The following is a 16539-nucleotide window of genomic DNA, read 5'->3' as shown; positions in this document are numbered from 1 at the left end:
AAAGGATGAGGCTTTCCAGCCTCATCCTTTTTTTATTTTCAAGTTCCCGACCATACGTCTTTAGCCAGTCTGCCCTCTTTCTCCAATTGATCGAGCCAGGCTGCAGCTGCTTCATCATCTGCCCCTCTGACTGCCTGATAACTGCTCTTCAACGTTTCCAGAACCTCAGGAGCCATCCGGCTTCCATCTCCGCAGATGTAAAGATGGGCGCCCTGCTCCAACAGTGGGACCAGAATGTCTTTGTCTTGATCCATGATGTGCTGGACATACGTTTTCGGTTGATTTTCACACCTTGAAAACGCGGTGTTCAACGTGATCAACCCTTCTGCCTCTGCTTCCCTCAACTCTTCTTCATACAGGAAATCCTGCTGAGGATGACGGCATCCGAAATAGACATAAGCTTCTCCCAGGTCTTCTCCTTCATTTCGAAGATGGGTCCGCTGCTGGATGAATCCTCGGAATGGAGCAATCCCCGTCCCTGGTCCAACCATAATGACCGGTGTCTGTGGATCCTTCGGCGGCTGGAAGTCCGTCTCCGGCGTCCGGATAAAGCAGGCGATTTTATCTCCTGCGTCGAGGTGCGCCAGGTAATTGGATGCAATGCCTTTGTATTCTCCTTGACCACTCCAGGCTTTCCCCTTCACGACGCTGACGGTGATACTCACCCGCTCTTTTCCTGCAGCCGGCGAACTTGAAATGGAATAGTAACGGACACGCAGCGGTGGAAGCAGTGCAAGGAACTGCTCAAATTCCATCAGACAGGAATCATATTCCTCCAGCAATTCGAGCATCGTCCGTCGTTTAGCAAGAATCTCCTTTTTGTAAACTTCGCCTTCTGTCAGGCGTTCCAGCTCCTGCTTATGGGGAGGACAGGGATTACTGACGGCAAGGGCACGAAGCTGCGCCCGCGTAGCCGGTTCCTGAAGTTCAACATAGGAGGATAACAGTTCCCCCAGCTGGACAGGCTGCCCTGATGGCAGATGCTTCGCTTTTCCTGCCCCTTCCTTCAAAACGACAAAGGCTTCTTTTTTCAGTGAAAAACGGTCCACCACTCTGTCCACGAGGACTTCATGGTTCTCTGGGACAACACCGATGTGGTCACCTTCTTGATACACAGTACCTTCTGGCAGCAGAAGTTCCACGTGTCTTGTACTCCGTGCCCCAGCCTGATGAAGCTCACGGTTCTCCAATACTTCCGCCGTAAATGCCCCGTAAGACTGACCAATCGGCGTATAACTCGTCCCGCTCACATAGTCCATAGCAATAGAACTGGACTGATCGGACGTTTCTTTCACTTCCAATTCATAGAAGGAAGTGAGTTCATTCCAGAGGTTTTCCTGCCAGGCTTCCAAATCACCATCAAAATCTTCACTGGCATCTCCTTCGCCGCGGGAAAGAAGTCGTCCTGCACCTTTGGCTTTCATTTCTTCATCGATCCGTTGAGGGATCCGCTGATACGTAGCCGCCCAGTTTCGATCCCCACAGCCGAAGACCGCATACGTGACACCGGACAACTCCCCTGATTCAAGTGTTGGAATCCATTCCATGAACTGACGGGCATTATCAGGCGGGTGGCCGTTATAAGAAGCGGAGACAAACAATACTGCCCCGTCCTCCGGAACGGCACCCACGTAGTCATCCAATGGAGCTGTAACGGTTTTGAACCCAAGAGATGACCCTTTTTCCGCTATTTCCCTTGCCGTTCCTTCTGCTGTCCCAAGGTTGGATCCATACAGTACATACAAAGGCGTTCCGTGAGCATCCGATGCAATCGCTGGTTCTTCTATGCTGGACGCTGCCGGTTCTTCCGCCGGTTTTTGGAAGACCGATACTTCCTTTCTCGTCTTCACTTTCATCGTTAACCCCTCAGGCTTCAAAGTCAGCGTTTCTTTCACATCCAGCTCATAGTCCTCGTCATCCACTAAATCAAAGTGCTGAAGGACCATGCCGAGAACAAGTACGGCTTCATGAAGGGCAAACTGTTGTCCAATACAGGCTCTCTGGCCGTTCCCGAACGGTTTGAAAGCGTTGGACGGTACGGATGAAGGATCTTCAAAACGCTCCGGTCGAAAGACTTCCACATCCTCTCCCCATGCTGCTTTATCTCTGTGCAGTTCAGGGATCAACAGAGTGAAGGCATCCCCTTTTTCCACTTCATATTGACCGCCAAGCGTCGTATCTTCCTTGGCGTAGACAGAAAATGCGGGCGCGGTGGGCCAGAGACGAAGAGCTTCATTCAACACCATCCTTACATATTTCAACTGCTTCACTTGTTTAAAGGATGGGGTGTCACCGCCCAGGACTTCATCTACTTCCGCCTGTGCTTTTTTCCGCTTATCCGGATGCTTCATTAAGAAATAAAGAGCAAACGACAAAAGGCCGCTCGTCGTTTCGTGTCCGGCGATGAGGAACGTAATGATCTGAAAACGGATGTTTTCATCTGAAAGACCTTCACCTGTTTCAGGATCCACCCCTTTGAGCATATGGGATAGAAGATCATCTTCTCCCTGGTCACCTGCCTCTTTCCGCTCAGCAATTAAACCGTCCACAAGCTCAAACATATAATCAATATCTTCTTTATACTGGCGTTTAGACCGGACCATCAGCTTATCCTGAATGCCAAGACGCTGGGACTGACTCATCGATTCATCGAGAGCACGGACCATTTTCTCAACGAACGGATGCATATCCTCTCTATAGAAGCTGTTGAAGCGGAAGTTGAAGCCGCACAGGCCGATCGTATCAAGAGTCAGCCTCGTCATATCATCAGGAACCTGAACAGATTCACCTGCATTGAGCCGTGACCACTTCTGTACCAGTTGACCGGCGATGTCGACCATTTTATCGTGATAACCTTTCATGGCCTGCTGACTGAAGCTCGGAAGCAGGATGTTATGCGCTTTTTTCCAGTTGGGCTCTCCCGTTCCACTCGTAAACAATCCATCCCCGCCAAAAGCCCTCACCTTTTGCAGCGCAGGACCCACATGTTTGTCGAACCGGTTTTCGTCGAGGATTTCACCCGCTAAAGACGCACTGGAGATAAAAGTGCTCACTCTTCCGGGGAATTGAAACTGAAAAATGGACCCGTACTCCTCCGCCATACTCATGAACGACTGGATGGGTTTGTCTTTATTCAGCAATGGCAGGTTTCCAAGCGGCCCATATTCCTTCGGACGTGGTATTGTATTCGTTTTATTCACAATGATTCACCTCTTGTTAAAATTACGGAATGAACATTCATTCCGTTTTGTGTAAAAGAAATGCCCCATCAATGATGATGACGCACAGCATCCCAGCAGCTTTCTTCAACTCCATGAAGTAAGTCCCGGCTGGCTTCCAACTCTTCGGATCTGATCAATTGTTCAAGTTCTAAAAAGCCACCGAAAATAATAGCAATCAAGGCGAGCGACGGCAGCTGGCGGATTTCTCCCCGCTCTTTTCCCTTGTCCAGAAAATCCCTGAGAATCTTCCAAAGACAGCTGAACTGTTTCCGGCTGGACTCATTCAGGAAATAAGCCCCGTTATGCGTCTTAATAAAATAAAGCGCATGTTCGTGCTCATTTGTGAACTGGACCATCCGTTGAAACAAATGATGAAACTGCTCCCTGCTCGAGCTTTCTTGAGGATATTCCTCCTCCAGCATCCCTTTGAATGCCTGGACATAATGCTGGAAAAGCGTATTCACAAGAACTTCCTTGTTCTCAAAATAACGGTAAATCGTTCCTGCGCCTACACGGGCATCCCCGGCAATCATCGGAATCGTCGTAGCATCGAAGCCGCGTTCAGCAAACAATTTCAAGGCGCTGTCTAAAATATCTTCTCTCTTCGTTCTGTTTGTGGGCATCGGTGTTTCTCTCCTTAACCAAGGAATGAATCCTCATTCCTATTAAAATCTTAGTATAGTTTATCATACCCCTCAATCAATCAAAGGACTCATATCTGGTAACTTTATCTAATTCCCACCCCTCATTTTTTCATAATTGTAAAATTATTCTACATCATTGTAAATTTTTGGTTTACCTTCGGTTTTTTTGAGGAATTACCTCTATATAGAGAGAATTATATTAAAGGGAGATGGTGAATCTATCTAAAAGGGGTTTTTCTATTGAAAAAGCTGCTTGCAGGTCTGTTTGCCATTGGTTTGATTTTCAGTAGTTTCGGAGCCGTAAGTGCCGATAATCATGACGGTGATAAAGACTGCCCTGATTTTGCTTCTGAAGAAGAAGCAAAAGAATATTGGGATGAAAAAGGCTACTCCGCCGAAAATGACCCAGAGCGTTTAGACAGAGATGGAGACGGTATTCCTTGTGAGGACCCAGACAGTAGTTCCTCCGACAGTTCAGAGGAATCTTCCGATGACATGTCCTCCGGAGATGAGGATGCAGCCGAAGAAGAAGAAACGATGTCCAGTGAAGAGGAAGGCGGCGAACTGCCTGACACTTCAGCACCGTACGCTACATATGCGTTGTTGGGGATGACTCTTTCTGTACTTGGTGGAACCGCTTTAGTCGTGCGCCGCAGGGAACAATAAAATGAATGACACCTTCTCCCCTCATGCTGACAGGCTCTCCTGCCTGTCTTTTTTATGCCATAAAAAGAAGCAGACGCGCTCGCTCCTGCGTCTGCTTCCATTCTTATTTCTGCGCCGTGTCCTTTTCTTTCTTTTCCAGAAAGTATTTAATTCCAGCCACTGTACCAATGCCGAGCAGTGCATACTTCAGCCCTGTAATGACAGCGTCAGGATTCAGACCATTTTCCCAAAGCGAAAAACCGATACCGAGAAGGACGGCAATAATCGGAATAAATCGATTGGACACCCGTCGGGTCTGACGGATAGCGTACAAAACAACGGCCAGACCGATATACGGGGTGAAATCCATCATGATTTCCATCGTGCATGTCTCCTTCAAGTGAAATAAGCCTTCCTGCTATCAGCCTATTCACGAAGAAACAGCGCTAGACATGACCCGTTAATCTTCTATATTGACGATGACACAGCCGTAACCTTCTCCACTGTCAATGAGCGCATTGGCTTCTGCAATGTCTTCCAATGGGTAGATCTTATCGATGCGGTGGAGAAGCAGATTAGACCGCAGTGCTTCATCAATATCATCGATGGCCTCCTGCTTCGCTTCTTCCGGCATGTCATAAACGATAATCATACGAATCGTTAAGTTCATAAACATCATACGCTTGAATGGAAGAACAGGCTCCGGGACGACCGTTGAGGAATATGTGGCAATCACACCTCCGACTCGGATGATGTCCAGCACGCTCTCGAGGTTCGCTCCAAATTCCACATCAATGACACGGTCCACTTTCCGGCCTCCGGTAAAGTCCAGCACCTGTTCAACCATATCACCAGATTTATGATTGACAACAAAATCCGCTCCTGCTTCACGGCAGTAGTGGCTGGATTCTTCATTACTCGCCGTCGTAATGACGACCGCGCCGGCAAGCTTCGCCCATTGGATCGCATAGTAACCGACACGACCGGCTCCACCCGTAATAAATAGTACTTCCCCTTCTACCGGTCCATCAGCAAAAACGCTGCGGTGGGCGGTCATGACCGGAATACCGAGGCAGGCCCCTGTTTCAAAGCTGACCTCTTCCGGCAGCTTTACAGCTCTCCGGCTTTCTACCGCACAATATTCCGCTGCAGTTCCATGCTGCCGTTGAAACTGGGCCTGATACACCCAGACTCTTTCCCCGATTCTCGCGTGGGAGACGCCGGGACCGACAGCTTCGATTACACCCGCCCCGTCACTGTTAGGAATGACTGGTCCACCATCCAGCAGATTTTGAAAAGATCCCTGGCGTTTTTTTGTATCAGAAGGATTCACTCCTGAAGTTTTCATTCGTATCAATACTTCTCCATGTCCGGGTTCAGGGGCAGTATACTCCCCTGTCTGCAGCACCTCTTCCGGTGCACCGAATGCTTCAAACCATGCTGCTTTCATACAAAAACCTCCTTGATTTTCTCCCCTTACTATACCCTGGATGCTGAAAATCAAAAAGCCCGAAGAAAGCAAAAAGGCTGTCGAGACCATTCCCGACAACCTGATGGAAACAAGATTTTAGTGCTTACTTAGGCAGCGTCGTCTTACGACCCAGGACTTTCTGGACGTCCGTATAATCCATTTGATGGGATTCGGCTACCTGCTTATATGTGACAAGTCCATTGACAACGTTCAAACCTTTACGTAGAGCAGAACTTTCAAGACAGGCTTTCCGCCACCCTTTACCAGCGATCTGCAAAGCATACGGAATCGTCACATTTGTAAGCGCGACAGTAGAAGTCTGAGGAACAGCCCCCGGCATGTTTCCTACTGCATAATGGACGACGCCATGTTTCATATAGACGGGATCATCATGAGTGGTCACATGATCCACCGTTTCGACGATCCCGCCTTGATCGACAGCTACATCCACGAGCACGCTGCCTTTCTTCATCGTTTTGACCATTGCTTCAGTAACGAGCTTCGGCGCTTTTGCTCCCGGAATAAGCACGGCACCGATCACAAGATCGGATTCCTTTACAGCTTCGCTGATATTCAGCGGATTGGAAACGAGTGTATTGATCTGCCATCCAAAAATATCATCCAGCTGCCGGAGACGCTCAGGACTTAAGTCGATGATGGTGACTTCAGCTCCGAGACCAACGGCAATTTTAGCCGCATTTGTTCCAACGACCCCGCCACCGATAATGGTCACTTTTCCGCGTTTCACCCCGGGTACGCCGCCAAGAAGGATTCCGGTCCCCCCGAGCGGGCGCTCTAAAAATTGTGCGCCTTTTTGAGCTGCCATCCTCCCTGCCACTTCACTCATCGGCGTCAAGAGCGGCAGGGAGCCGTTATCGCTCTGCACTGTTTCATAGGCGATAGCCGTCACTTTCTTATCGGCCAGCGCTTTTGTCAATTCTTCATCCGCAGCCAGGTGCAGGTAGGTAAAAAGAATGAGCCCTTCATAAAAAAACCCATACTCCTCCGCCAGCGGTTCTTTTACTTTCAAAACCATCTGCTGACCCCAGGCTTCTGAAGCCGACCCGACAATCGTCGCACCGACCTGCTTATAATCGTCATCCGAAAAGCCGGAGCTATCCCCGGCTTTGGTTTCCACGAACACCTCATGGCCCTGCTGAATCAGGTAAACGGCCCCAGCCGGTGTCATAGCGACCCGGTTTTCATTATTCTTTATTTCCTTCGGGATTCCAATACGCACACTGAAAACCTCCTGTCATTATCTAAAGGGTGTAGATAGCCTCGACCAGTGTATGGATCAGGAAGGTGACATCCTCCTCTTCAATCGATAACGGCGGCGCCAGAGTTAATATGTTATTGTAACCGGCTACCGTCATCCCATTCTTTCCGATAATGATGCCTTTCTCCTTACACCGATGGATGACGGCATTGACTTTTTCCACAGCCAGCGGTTCTTTCGTTTCTTTATCAGAGACGAGCTCGATTCCAATCAGCAGCCCTTTACCTCTGACATCTCCTACATATTTATGCCCCTGCAGACGCGTATGCAATTCGTTTTTCACAAGATCTCCCAACTGGCTGGAACGTTGGAAAAGCTTTTCCTTCTCCATAATTTCAATATTTTTCAGTGCAACGGCGCAGGAAGCGGGGCTGCCTCCAAATGTATTGATATGCCGGAAGAAATCGTAAGTCTCTTCTCCACAGAAGGCTTCATAGATTTCTCTTTTCACAGCGGTCGCTGACAAGGGCAGATAGGCACTGGTCATGCCCTTGGCCATCGTCACGATATCAGGCTGAACCCCGTAATTCATAAACCCGAACGGCTGACCTGTCCGCCCAAACCCACAGATGACTTCATCCACAATCATTAAAGCTCCGTGTTTTTCGCAGATGGACTTAACTTCCTTCATATAATTTTCCGGCGGAACAATGACGCCTCCCCCGGTGATAATCGGTTCCATAATCACTCCGGCAATCGTTTCGTTATATTCCCAGGTCATGACCTTATCGATATCCTCCGCTCCCCAGCGGTCAGCTTCACTATGTTGATTGCGGTATTCATCAGGCGGAGCTACATGAAGAAAACCTGATCCCAGTGGTTCATATTTATACTTCCGCTGGGCCTGGCCTGTAGCAGAGAGGGAGCTTGTCGAATTCCCATGATACGCGCGGTAACGGGAGATGAATTTGGATCGGTAATGATCCCCCTTCTGCTGGTGATACTGCCGTGTCATTTTGAACGCCATTTCATTCGCTTCGGACCCACTATTGGAAAAGAAGACGACATAGTCTCCCCCGAGCATGTCATTGATCTTTTCAGCCAGATTTACGGCAGGCTCGTGGCTTTCGGTCATCGGCATGTAGGACAATTCCTTAATTTGATTATAGGCGGCCTCCGCCAGTTCCTCACGGCCGTATCCGATGTTTACACACCATAAGCCTGACATCGCATCCAGAAAACGATTGCCTTGCACATCCGTAATCCATGAGCCTTTCGCACTTTTCGCGATCATCGTATTTTCGGGTTTGTACGGCTTCATGGAGTGCCATACATACTTTTCGTCCTTTACGAACATATCATTCTGCACATCCGCTTTTGTCATGGAAAAGACCTCCCCATTCCTGGATAATTATTTGAATTATCTTAATTATCCAATATTAAAGAACGGGTTTCATTAGACATTGTGTTAAACCGTCCTCCGAACGCTTACACATAATGACAACACGGCTGTATGGAGGTCAGGCATGCAGGGCCTGCTGGTATTCATGAGCGACAAGCGCAAACTCGATCACCTGTCGTTTTTCACAGTCCATGAAGTCCGCTCCAAGCAGCATTTCCAGCTTCTCGAGACGGTGATAAAGTGTCTGCCGGACAACAAAAACCTTGTCTGCCGTTTCTTTCTTGGAACCGTTACAGGCAAGATACACCCGTAAGGTTTCCAGAAGCTTCGTATTATGTTTTTGGTCATACTGTATAATCGGCTCTAAATATTCATTGACCAGCCCGGTGAGGTTGCTGTGTTTATGTACAAGGGAGATGAGCCGGTACATGTGCATATCATCATAAAAATATCTGTGCTGTTCAGGTGGAAGATTACTTTGCAGCGTCAGCGTTTCCAATGCGGTCTGGTAACTTTCACTGATATGATCCAGACGACGTATATATTTTCCGACGGCGATTTGGAAAGAAGCCACCGACGAATCATTCAGCATGCTGATTTTTTTCAGTCTGTCCACACCCGTCTTCATGCGCCTCTTCCAGTCCTCCTCCTGTTTTCGGTTCAAGAGGATGTACGTAACCAGCTGACGGCGCTGTACTGGAAAAACGTAAAATCCATTCTGATCAAAAATATTCTGCACAAGCATGTTCAAATACGTAACATCCGGATTGGTGCGCCGTTCGTCGGCCATGTTCATTTTTATGGTCACAGCCGCAGCCCCTGATGAAGGCAGCTGGATTTTGTAGCGGGGCAGACGGTTTTCGATTTCCTCTGTGGTATGCTCTCCTTCCAGCCACCCCATCAGCCATTCGGTTTCCTTCGCCTTTCGTTTTTCCTCCGTATACAATTCCCGGAGGAGGTACTGGGCGAGAGCGGTTGCTGTCCGGTCGAGAAGAAGAGATTCGAATTCCCCGAGCTCCCGTCTTCCACATAATAAATAAATGACAGCAAATTCCCGTTCCAGCACTTGGACAGGCTGTTGCAGCAGCCACCGTTTCCGCTGAGCGGGCGGGGCATTCAATTCAGCAAGCGCCTCCTCCCTCTCCTTATTTCTAAGCTGCGGCACCGTAACCACCGTGTGATCTTTCGTGACATATATCAATTGGCAGTTCACATACTGCTGCAGATTTTTCAGGATATCGAAATAGTTATCAATGGACAACAGACGTTTATTCAGACGCTGGGCATAATCCTCCAGGCTGGAAATCCGCTCATACTGATGGTTGATTAAATCGGCATGGATCTCCCGGGTGATTTCAATGAAGGAAACCTCCTTCTCGAAAACGATGACCGGGAAGTCGTGCGCATCTGCAAAAGCCAGAGCATCCTCTGATAACTCCTGAATAAACGTACCGAGCTCGATGCAGATGCCTGCGACGTTTCGTTCAACCAGCTGCTGAAGCAGACCCAGAAGCAGGCGGTCATCATTTTTCCATCCAAACCCTGTAGAAAGAATGAGCTCTCCACCCTTCAGGTTTTCTCTCACTTCCGTCATTTCAAAGACATGCACCCATTTCACTGATTTCGAAAGTCCGGCGTGTCCCGATATGACTTTTGCCGATGAAAAATGGTCTCGTTTCAGAATGTTTTCAATAGACATGGAATCTTTCATACAACGCCCCCCTCTTTTTAACGTATACCAAAAGGCCGTGATAATCGAACATCTTGTAAGATAATCTCACACAGAGGCTGAATCCTTGGAAAGTAAGGGCTTGAACACACTTATATTCCCCTGTCGGTCAGAAAATCTCCCTTGACCGATTCTGTAAGCGCTATCATTATTCTTCATAAAAAAAACCGTCTCCTTCTATTTTAACAGGAACGGATGAAAAAGACAGAAAAAAAAGCAGGGAGCCTGCCCCCTACTTCATTTCCTGTTTCTTCTGCTGCTGAAATAATATCGTTGAAAAATATTTTCTTGAATCCGGATGAAGAATATGAAGCCTCTCCACCTCCGGCTGGTCCGGATCACTGCCTTCGTACACAAACTCCAGGAAAGCTCCGCTTAAATTTTCAGTCACGGCTTTCATGACATACCCCTGTTCCAATAAAAAGTCGATTTTTTCCCTTTCTGCATGAAATTCACGATGGTCTGACATGTTACTCCTCCTTTTAAGCATCTGCTTTTTTTGTTAAATCCTCTGTCCCTGTTCGCTTTCCAAGCTTCTCTTCTACAAATCCTTCACCGATAACCCAATCCCGTCCAACTGTGATTCCCAAATACTCATCATCACTCGGGTTCTCGATCTCAGCCTGCGGATGCTTTTTAAAATACCAGTGCTTGGCAAGCAGATAGTAACAAAGCGCTCCGATCCCAAATCCTACGAAGAAGGACCATGTACTGAAGAGATAAGCGAATACACTGCCAATGACCCAGGAAATCATACCAGCCCAGTTTATCCCGCCGTCGTAGGTATACTGACCGCCGCTCTTATACAGATCCGTAACATTCATCCGGCGTCTTCTTAATAGATAGTAATCGGCAAAGATGATCCCGACAATCACAGATAGAATCGCCGCCGCTATTAAGAGGACGGGAATCAGCAGATTAAAAATACTCCACGGCTGTATGACCGTCCCGACAAGACCCGCTATGAACACCCCTGCCCAGAAAGGCAGTTTCGGGCCGCCGACGTTGGAAAAGATCGTTGCAGCCGGAACAATATTCGCACTCACGTTCGTCGACCACTGGGCCAGTACGATCATGAGAAGGAGAATCCCAAGGACAAGTCCGCTTGCTGATTCCTGCAGGGCGACGACCGGGTCAAAATTGGAAACCGCAATGTACGAGACAGCACCAAGCACAACGATAAACGTCTGTGTTAGAGGCAGACCGACAAGACTTCCGACCATTGCCCCTTTATTCCGCTTGAACCAGTTCCTCTCATATTTTGGAGCTTTAATGAACCGGGATATGGAGGAAATATCCGCCGCCAGCGTTGCCCAATATCCCATATTACTGACCACAACGATGACAAAAGCGGTGAAAGCCGCTCCACCAGTCACCGGGCTTTCCACCCATGCCCAGATGTCTTTGCCCTGTTCCGCCGCGGTACCTGTAAGGTTGAAGTACATCCATACCCCGATCAGAATAATGATCGGCGCGGCGAGGTCCGCAAATTTCTCAACAGCCTTGATTCCAAGTGCGGTATTAAAAAGCTGGAATAAAGCAAACAGAATATAACAAACAAACCAGTTATCAAACCCGAATAAAATGTTTAAAATGCCGTTAATGGCTGTCGATCCGAAGTAGGTATTGATTCCAAACCACATCGATGCAGCCACACCGCGGATAACGGATGGGAAATGCGTGCCGACGATACCGAAGGGAGCCCGCATGTATACGGGAAAAGACAAGCCATGCTCAATACCGATGTCAGCAGTCAGAGTGATGGCTAGACCGATCAGCAGCGTACCGAGAAGTGTTCCGAGGACAACCCAGATGAGAGAGATGGACTGGACCCCTGCTCCGCCGATGGCGAATGCAGCTAAAACGACAGCCATCCCGACCCACATAAATGTAAATCCGAGGGTGCCGATTTTCTTCTGATCATGGGGAATGGGCATAAGGTCCGGGGACATTAAATGATTATCTTTCCTACTCATGAAGCCGTCTCCTCCTAAGTTTACCTATAAATTTTTCAGCTGCCCGGCTGGTGCCGGACAGCCTTTTATTTCTGTAACGAGGACGGGTTACTTTTGGTAAAGCTTCTCCTGGGAAGACGTTGGACTACCGAACTTGGAACGCTTCACATACCTGCCGCTGCCGATTTTTCCGACAAACTGCTGGTCCTTAATGACGAATTCCCCACGGGAAAGGACGCTGACCGTCTGTCCGGTCACCTGCATGCCTTCAAACGGATTGTAATCCGCAGCCATGTGACTCGTCTCGACAGAAATCGTCCGTTCCACATCCGGATCAAAGATGACGATATCCGCATCGGCCCCAACGGAAATCGTTCCTTTCTGCGGGAACAATCCAAACGTTTTCGCTATTTTGGTAGAGGTAATATCAACAAATTCATTCAAGCTGATCCGGCCTTTTTTCACACCTTCTGAGAATAATATACTGACACGATCTTCAATGATCGGACCGCCATTTGGTATTTTAGTAAAGTCGTCTTTGCCAAGGTCCTTCTGTCCCTTGAAATCGAATGAGCATTGATCCGACCCGAGCGTCTGCAGATCGCCGGTCTTCAATGCATTCCATAACACTTCCTGGTGGTGTTTTTCTCTGAGAGGGGGAGACCAGACGTATTTTGCCCCTTCAAAGTCCGGTTTTTCCAAGTAGCTTTGATCGAGAACCAAATACTGCGGACACGTCTCACCTATGACGTTGTACCCTTTCTTCCTTGCTGCAGCAATGGCTGATACGGCCTGCTCACAGGTGACGTGGACGACATATAACTGGGAATCGGCCAGTCCTGTCAATTCTGCTGCCCGATTGGTCGCTTCTCCCTCCACTTCCGGCGGGCGGGTCAAGGCATGGTAAATAGGGTCGGTCTGCCCTGCGTCAAGGGCCTTTTTCACTAAGTGATCGATAACGTCCCCGTTTTCAGCATGTACCATGACAAGCGCTCCTAGGTTTTTCGCTTGTTCCAGCGTTTTAAAAAGCGTACCGTCATCGGACTGGAACACATTTTTATACGCCATAAACACTTTGAATGAAGTGATCCCCTCATCTTCAATGACAGAAGGAAGCTGATCCAGCACACGTTCATTCATTTCGCTGATCATCAGGTGAAAGCTGTAGTCGATGACTGATTTATCCTGAGATTTGGCATGCCACTGATCGATGGAATTTTGGAGCGGTTTTCCTTTATCTGTTAAACAGAAATCAATGACTGTTGTCGTTCCACCATAGGCCGCAGCAATGGTTCCTGTTTCAAAGTCATCCTTACTGACCGTACCCCCGAACGGCATCTCCAGGTGAGTATGCGGGTCGATCGCACCTGGGAAGATGTAGCGGCCGGAAGCATCCACAATTTCGGCCGAAGTTTCATCAAAACCTTGGCCGATCATGGCGATTTTTTCATCTTCGATCAAAAGGTCTGCCTGATACGTATCTGCTGCCGTGACAATCGTTCCGTTCTTTATAATTTTTCTCATCCAATCCCTCCATGAAATTACTTGATTAAATCAACGTTGCACGATGGAGTGGCTCCAATCGCTGCCTGCCGCTCGTTCCACGTCATCGGAGGCTTCCCGTTGGCATACTCCACCATATCAATGGCTCCGTCCACCGGACAGACGATGCTGCACAAATTACATCCGACACAGTCTTCCTCGCGCACCTTCAAAATGTCCCTGCCCTTGTCATCCTTGAGCATATCGATACACTGGTGGGACGTGTCTTCACAGGCAATATGACACTTATTACAGTTGATGCACACATCGTTGTTGATTTTGGCAACGACCTGATGATTGAGATCAAGATTACCCCAGTCGGAATACTTTTCGACAGATTTTCCAACAAGATCCATGACCGAATCAAGACCCTTGTCATCCAAATAATTGTCCAGCCCGTCAATCATATCCTCGACGATGCTGAAGCCGTGGTGCATGGCGGCTGTACACACCTGCACGCCTGTCGCGCCCATCAGCATGAACTCGACCGCTTCCCGCCAGCTGGAAACGCCGCCCATTCCTGATATCGGTACATTGATTTTCGGATGTCGGGCACATTCCGCCACCATGTTCAAAGCAATCGGTTTTACGGCAGGACCGCAATACCCTCCGTGCGCTCCTTTGCCGGCTACGTTTGGTACCGTATCCCATGAGTCCAGGTCCACGCCGGCAAGACTGTTAATCGTATTGATCATACTGACCGCATCTGCGCCACCATTGACGGCTGCTTCCGCTGTAAACGTAATGTCTGTTATGTTCGGGGTCAATTTCACAATAACAGGGGTCTGCGCCACTTCCTTCGCCCAGGCGGTCTGTTTTTCCACAAGCTCAGGAACCTGGCCCGAGGCCGCGCCCATGCCGCGTTCCGCCATGCCGTGGGGACATCCGAAGTTCAGCTCAAGCCCGTCCACCCCGACATCTTCCACGCGTTTAACAATTTCGTGCCATTTTTCCTGGGTTGGTTCGACCATTAAGGAAGCAATAATCGCATGATCCGGAAATCTTTTCTTCGTTTCATAGATTTCCTTCAGGTTTACTTCAAGCGGACGGTCTGTAATCAATTCTATATTGTTAAATCCCGCCACACGCTTTCCGCCATAGGAAACAGCAGCGAACCGGGAGGACACATTCAAGATTGGATCGCCAAGTGTTTTCCAAACAGCTCCTCCCCACCCCGCCTCAAACGCACGCTGCACCTGGTACCCCGAGTTGGTCGGGGGAGCGGAAGCCAGCCAGAATGGATTGGGGGATTCGATCCCTGCCAGATTTAATCGTAGGTCAGCCATAAGATTCCTCCTCGTAGTTTTGTAAAGTTACACCGCAGCCGTAGGCGTTGGAGAGAGCTGTTTATGAATCGCCATAGCGACTTCCTTGCCCTGCTGGGCAGCCGTTACGACCATGGCCTCTCCCTGCCCCTTCGCAAAAATGACATCGCCGGCAGCAAAGACGTTGGATTGGGAGGTTTTTAGAGTGACAGGGTCGACTTTAACGACGCCGCCTTCATGGTCCAGACCAAACGATTCAATTAAATCTGTGTAGCGCGTCTGACCGATGGCTTTGATCACCGCATCCGCCTCCATCAGGAATTCGGATTCCGGCACGGGTTCAGGCCTTTTTCTTCCATCTTCATCAGGGGCCCCGAGCTTCATCTCCACACATTTCAAATGAGTGACATGTCCTGTCTCATTACCAATAACTTCCACAGGCTGAGTCAGCCAGTGGAACTGTACATCATCCTGTTTGGCAAAATCGTACTCAAACTCATAGGCTGTCATTTCTTTTCTTGTTCTGCGGTAGACGATTTTCACATCCTCCGCCCCTTTACGGGCGGCACAGGTCGCTGCATCAATGGCTGTGTTTCCAGCGCCGATTACAACAACTCTGCGTCCAAGCAGTTCATCCGTAATCGGACCAGATTTGGTTTCTTTTACAAAATCAATCGCATCGTGTACGCCTGTCAGATCCTCTCCGGGGATTCCAAGCATCGGTACGTGGCCCATACCGATCGTCAAGGCAATCGCATCAAACTGCTCAGACAGTTCTTCAAAGGAAACATCTGCTCCAACCGCCGTATTCGTTCTAATCTTCACGTCCAGCTTTTCCACCTGGTCCACTTCCCACCGGGAAATTTCCTGCGGCAGCCGGAACGATACGATTCCGTATGTATCCAAGCCACCAGCCTCCTCTGCCGCTTCAAAAATTGTGACATCATAGCCGAAACGGGCAAGCTCCCGTGCGGTAGACAAGCCGGCAGGTCCGCCGCCGATCACAGCGATACTCATCCCATTCTTCTCTCCGGGTTTGAATAACAGCTGTTCATTTTTAATGGCCCAGTCTGTGGCAAACCGCTGCAGATCACCGATTAAGATCGGTTCTGTCGAGTGGTTCAGGACACAGGCCCCCTCACAAAGCTCTTCTGTCGGACAAACACGTGCACATGTCGCCCCAACCGGGTTGGAGGACATGATGGTTGCCGCAGATCCTTTAAGGTTCCCGGAAGCAATCTTTTTAATGAATTTCGGAATATCGATACTTGTCGGGCAGGCCTTAATACAGGGTGCATCATAGCAGTACAGGCAGCGATTGGACTCCTCCATCGCCTCCTGGGCATTCAATCCATCATGGACCTCATTAAAATTCACCTGCAGGTTTTCCAGTGATATCCCCTTGCTTTTCAACTGAGTCACGCTGATCCCCCTCTTTCAGTAAGA

13 protein-coding genes are annotated in these 16539 nt (G+C 48.9%); 1 reads left to right on the top strand and 12 read right to left on the bottom strand.

The features are described 5' to 3' along the window. Nucleotides 1-38: 38 nt before the first annotated feature. Both H615_RS0101965 and H615_RS0101960 read right to left on the bottom strand, forming a co-directional pair. Nucleotides 39-3200 (bottom strand): bifunctional cytochrome P450/NADPH--P450 reductase, encoded by a 3162-nt coding sequence (locus H615_RS0101965; RefSeq protein ID WP_027953585.1) that lies wholly within the window; start codon nucleotides 3198-3200, stop codon nucleotides 39-41. Nucleotides 3201-3268: 68 nt separating this feature from the next. Then, nucleotides 3269-3844 (bottom strand): TetR/AcrR family transcriptional regulator, encoded by a 576-nt coding sequence (locus H615_RS0101960; protein ID WP_027953584.1) that lies wholly within the window; start codon nucleotides 3842-3844, stop codon nucleotides 3269-3271. A 261-nt stretch (nucleotides 3845-4105) separates the two neighbouring features. On the opposite strand from H615_RS0101960, the gene H615_RS0101955 reads away from it, so the two are divergent. Further along, the gene (locus tag H615_RS0101955; protein ID WP_027953583.1) at nucleotides 4106-4531 is read left to right on the top strand and encodes an excalibur calcium-binding domain-containing protein; all 426 of its coding nucleotides are present in this window, start codon (nucleotides 4106-4108) and stop codon (nucleotides 4529-4531) included. 103 nt (nucleotides 4532-4634) lie between these two features. On the opposite strand, the gene H615_RS0101950 is transcribed toward H615_RS0101955, so the two are convergent. The 10 genes from H615_RS0101950 to H615_RS0101905 form a co-directional block, all read right to left on the bottom strand. Continuing rightward, nucleotides 4635-4892: a phage holin family protein gene (locus H615_RS0101950; RefSeq protein WP_027953582.1), complete on the bottom strand. Its 258-nt coding sequence runs from the start codon at nucleotides 4890-4892 to the stop codon at nucleotides 4635-4637. A 78-nt stretch (nucleotides 4893-4970) separates the two neighbouring features. Then, complete coding sequence (locus H615_RS0101945; protein WP_027953581.1) at nucleotides 4971-5960, bottom strand: NADPH:quinone reductase; 990 nt, start codon at nucleotides 5958-5960, stop codon at nucleotides 4971-4973. A 124-nt stretch (nucleotides 5961-6084) separates the two neighbouring features. Beyond that, entirely contained in the window at nucleotides 6085-7221 is a 1137-nt protein-coding gene (ald, locus tag H615_RS0101940) for an alanine dehydrogenase (RefSeq protein WP_027953580.1), read from the bottom strand. A gap of 22 nt (nucleotides 7222-7243) precedes the next feature. Further along, a complete protein-coding gene (locus H615_RS0101935; protein ID WP_027953579.1) occupies nucleotides 7244-8584 on the bottom strand; it encodes an aspartate aminotransferase family protein in 1341 nt (446 codons plus the stop codon). Between the two features lie 136 nt (nucleotides 8585-8720). Then, nucleotides 8721-10313 (bottom strand): PucR family transcriptional regulator, encoded by a 1593-nt coding sequence (locus tag H615_RS0101930; RefSeq protein ID WP_027953578.1) that lies wholly within the window; start codon nucleotides 10311-10313, stop codon nucleotides 8721-8723. Between the two features lie 250 nt (nucleotides 10314-10563). Beyond that, complete coding sequence (locus H615_RS0101925; protein WP_027953577.1) at nucleotides 10564-10800, bottom strand: hypothetical protein; 237 nt, start codon at nucleotides 10798-10800, stop codon at nucleotides 10564-10566. Between the two features lie 13 nt (nucleotides 10801-10813). Beyond that, nucleotides 10814-12307, bottom strand: a complete 1494-nt coding sequence (locus H615_RS0101920) for an NCS1 family transporter (protein WP_027953576.1) — start codon at nucleotides 12305-12307, stop codon at nucleotides 10814-10816. An 87-nt stretch (nucleotides 12308-12394) separates the two neighbouring features. Further along, on the bottom strand, nucleotides 12395-13810 hold the full coding sequence (gene hydA, locus H615_RS0101915) for a dihydropyrimidinase (protein WP_027953575.1): 1416 nt from the start codon (nucleotides 13808-13810) through the stop codon (nucleotides 12395-12397). Nucleotides 13811-13827: 17 nt separating this feature from the next. Then, nucleotides 13828-15114 carry an NAD-dependent dihydropyrimidine dehydrogenase subunit PreA gene (gene preA / locus H615_RS0101910; protein WP_027953574.1) on the bottom strand — a complete coding sequence of 429 codons (1287 nt, stop codon included), beginning with the start codon at nucleotides 15112-15114 and terminating at the stop codon, nucleotides 13828-13830. A gap of 27 nt (nucleotides 15115-15141) precedes the next feature. Beyond that, nucleotides 15142-16515 (bottom strand): NAD(P)-dependent oxidoreductase, encoded by a 1374-nt coding sequence (locus tag H615_RS0101905; protein ID WP_027953573.1) that lies wholly within the window; start codon nucleotides 16513-16515, stop codon nucleotides 15142-15144. Nucleotides 16516-16539: the final 24 nt, after the last annotated feature.

It is taken from the genome of Halobacillus kuroshimensis DSM 18393, from assembly GCF_000425705.1.
Taxonomy (GTDB): domain Bacteria; phylum Bacillota; class Bacilli; order Bacillales; family Halobacillaceae; genus Halobacillus; species Halobacillus kuroshimensis.
This window is presented reverse-complemented; position numbering and strand designations above follow the sequence as displayed.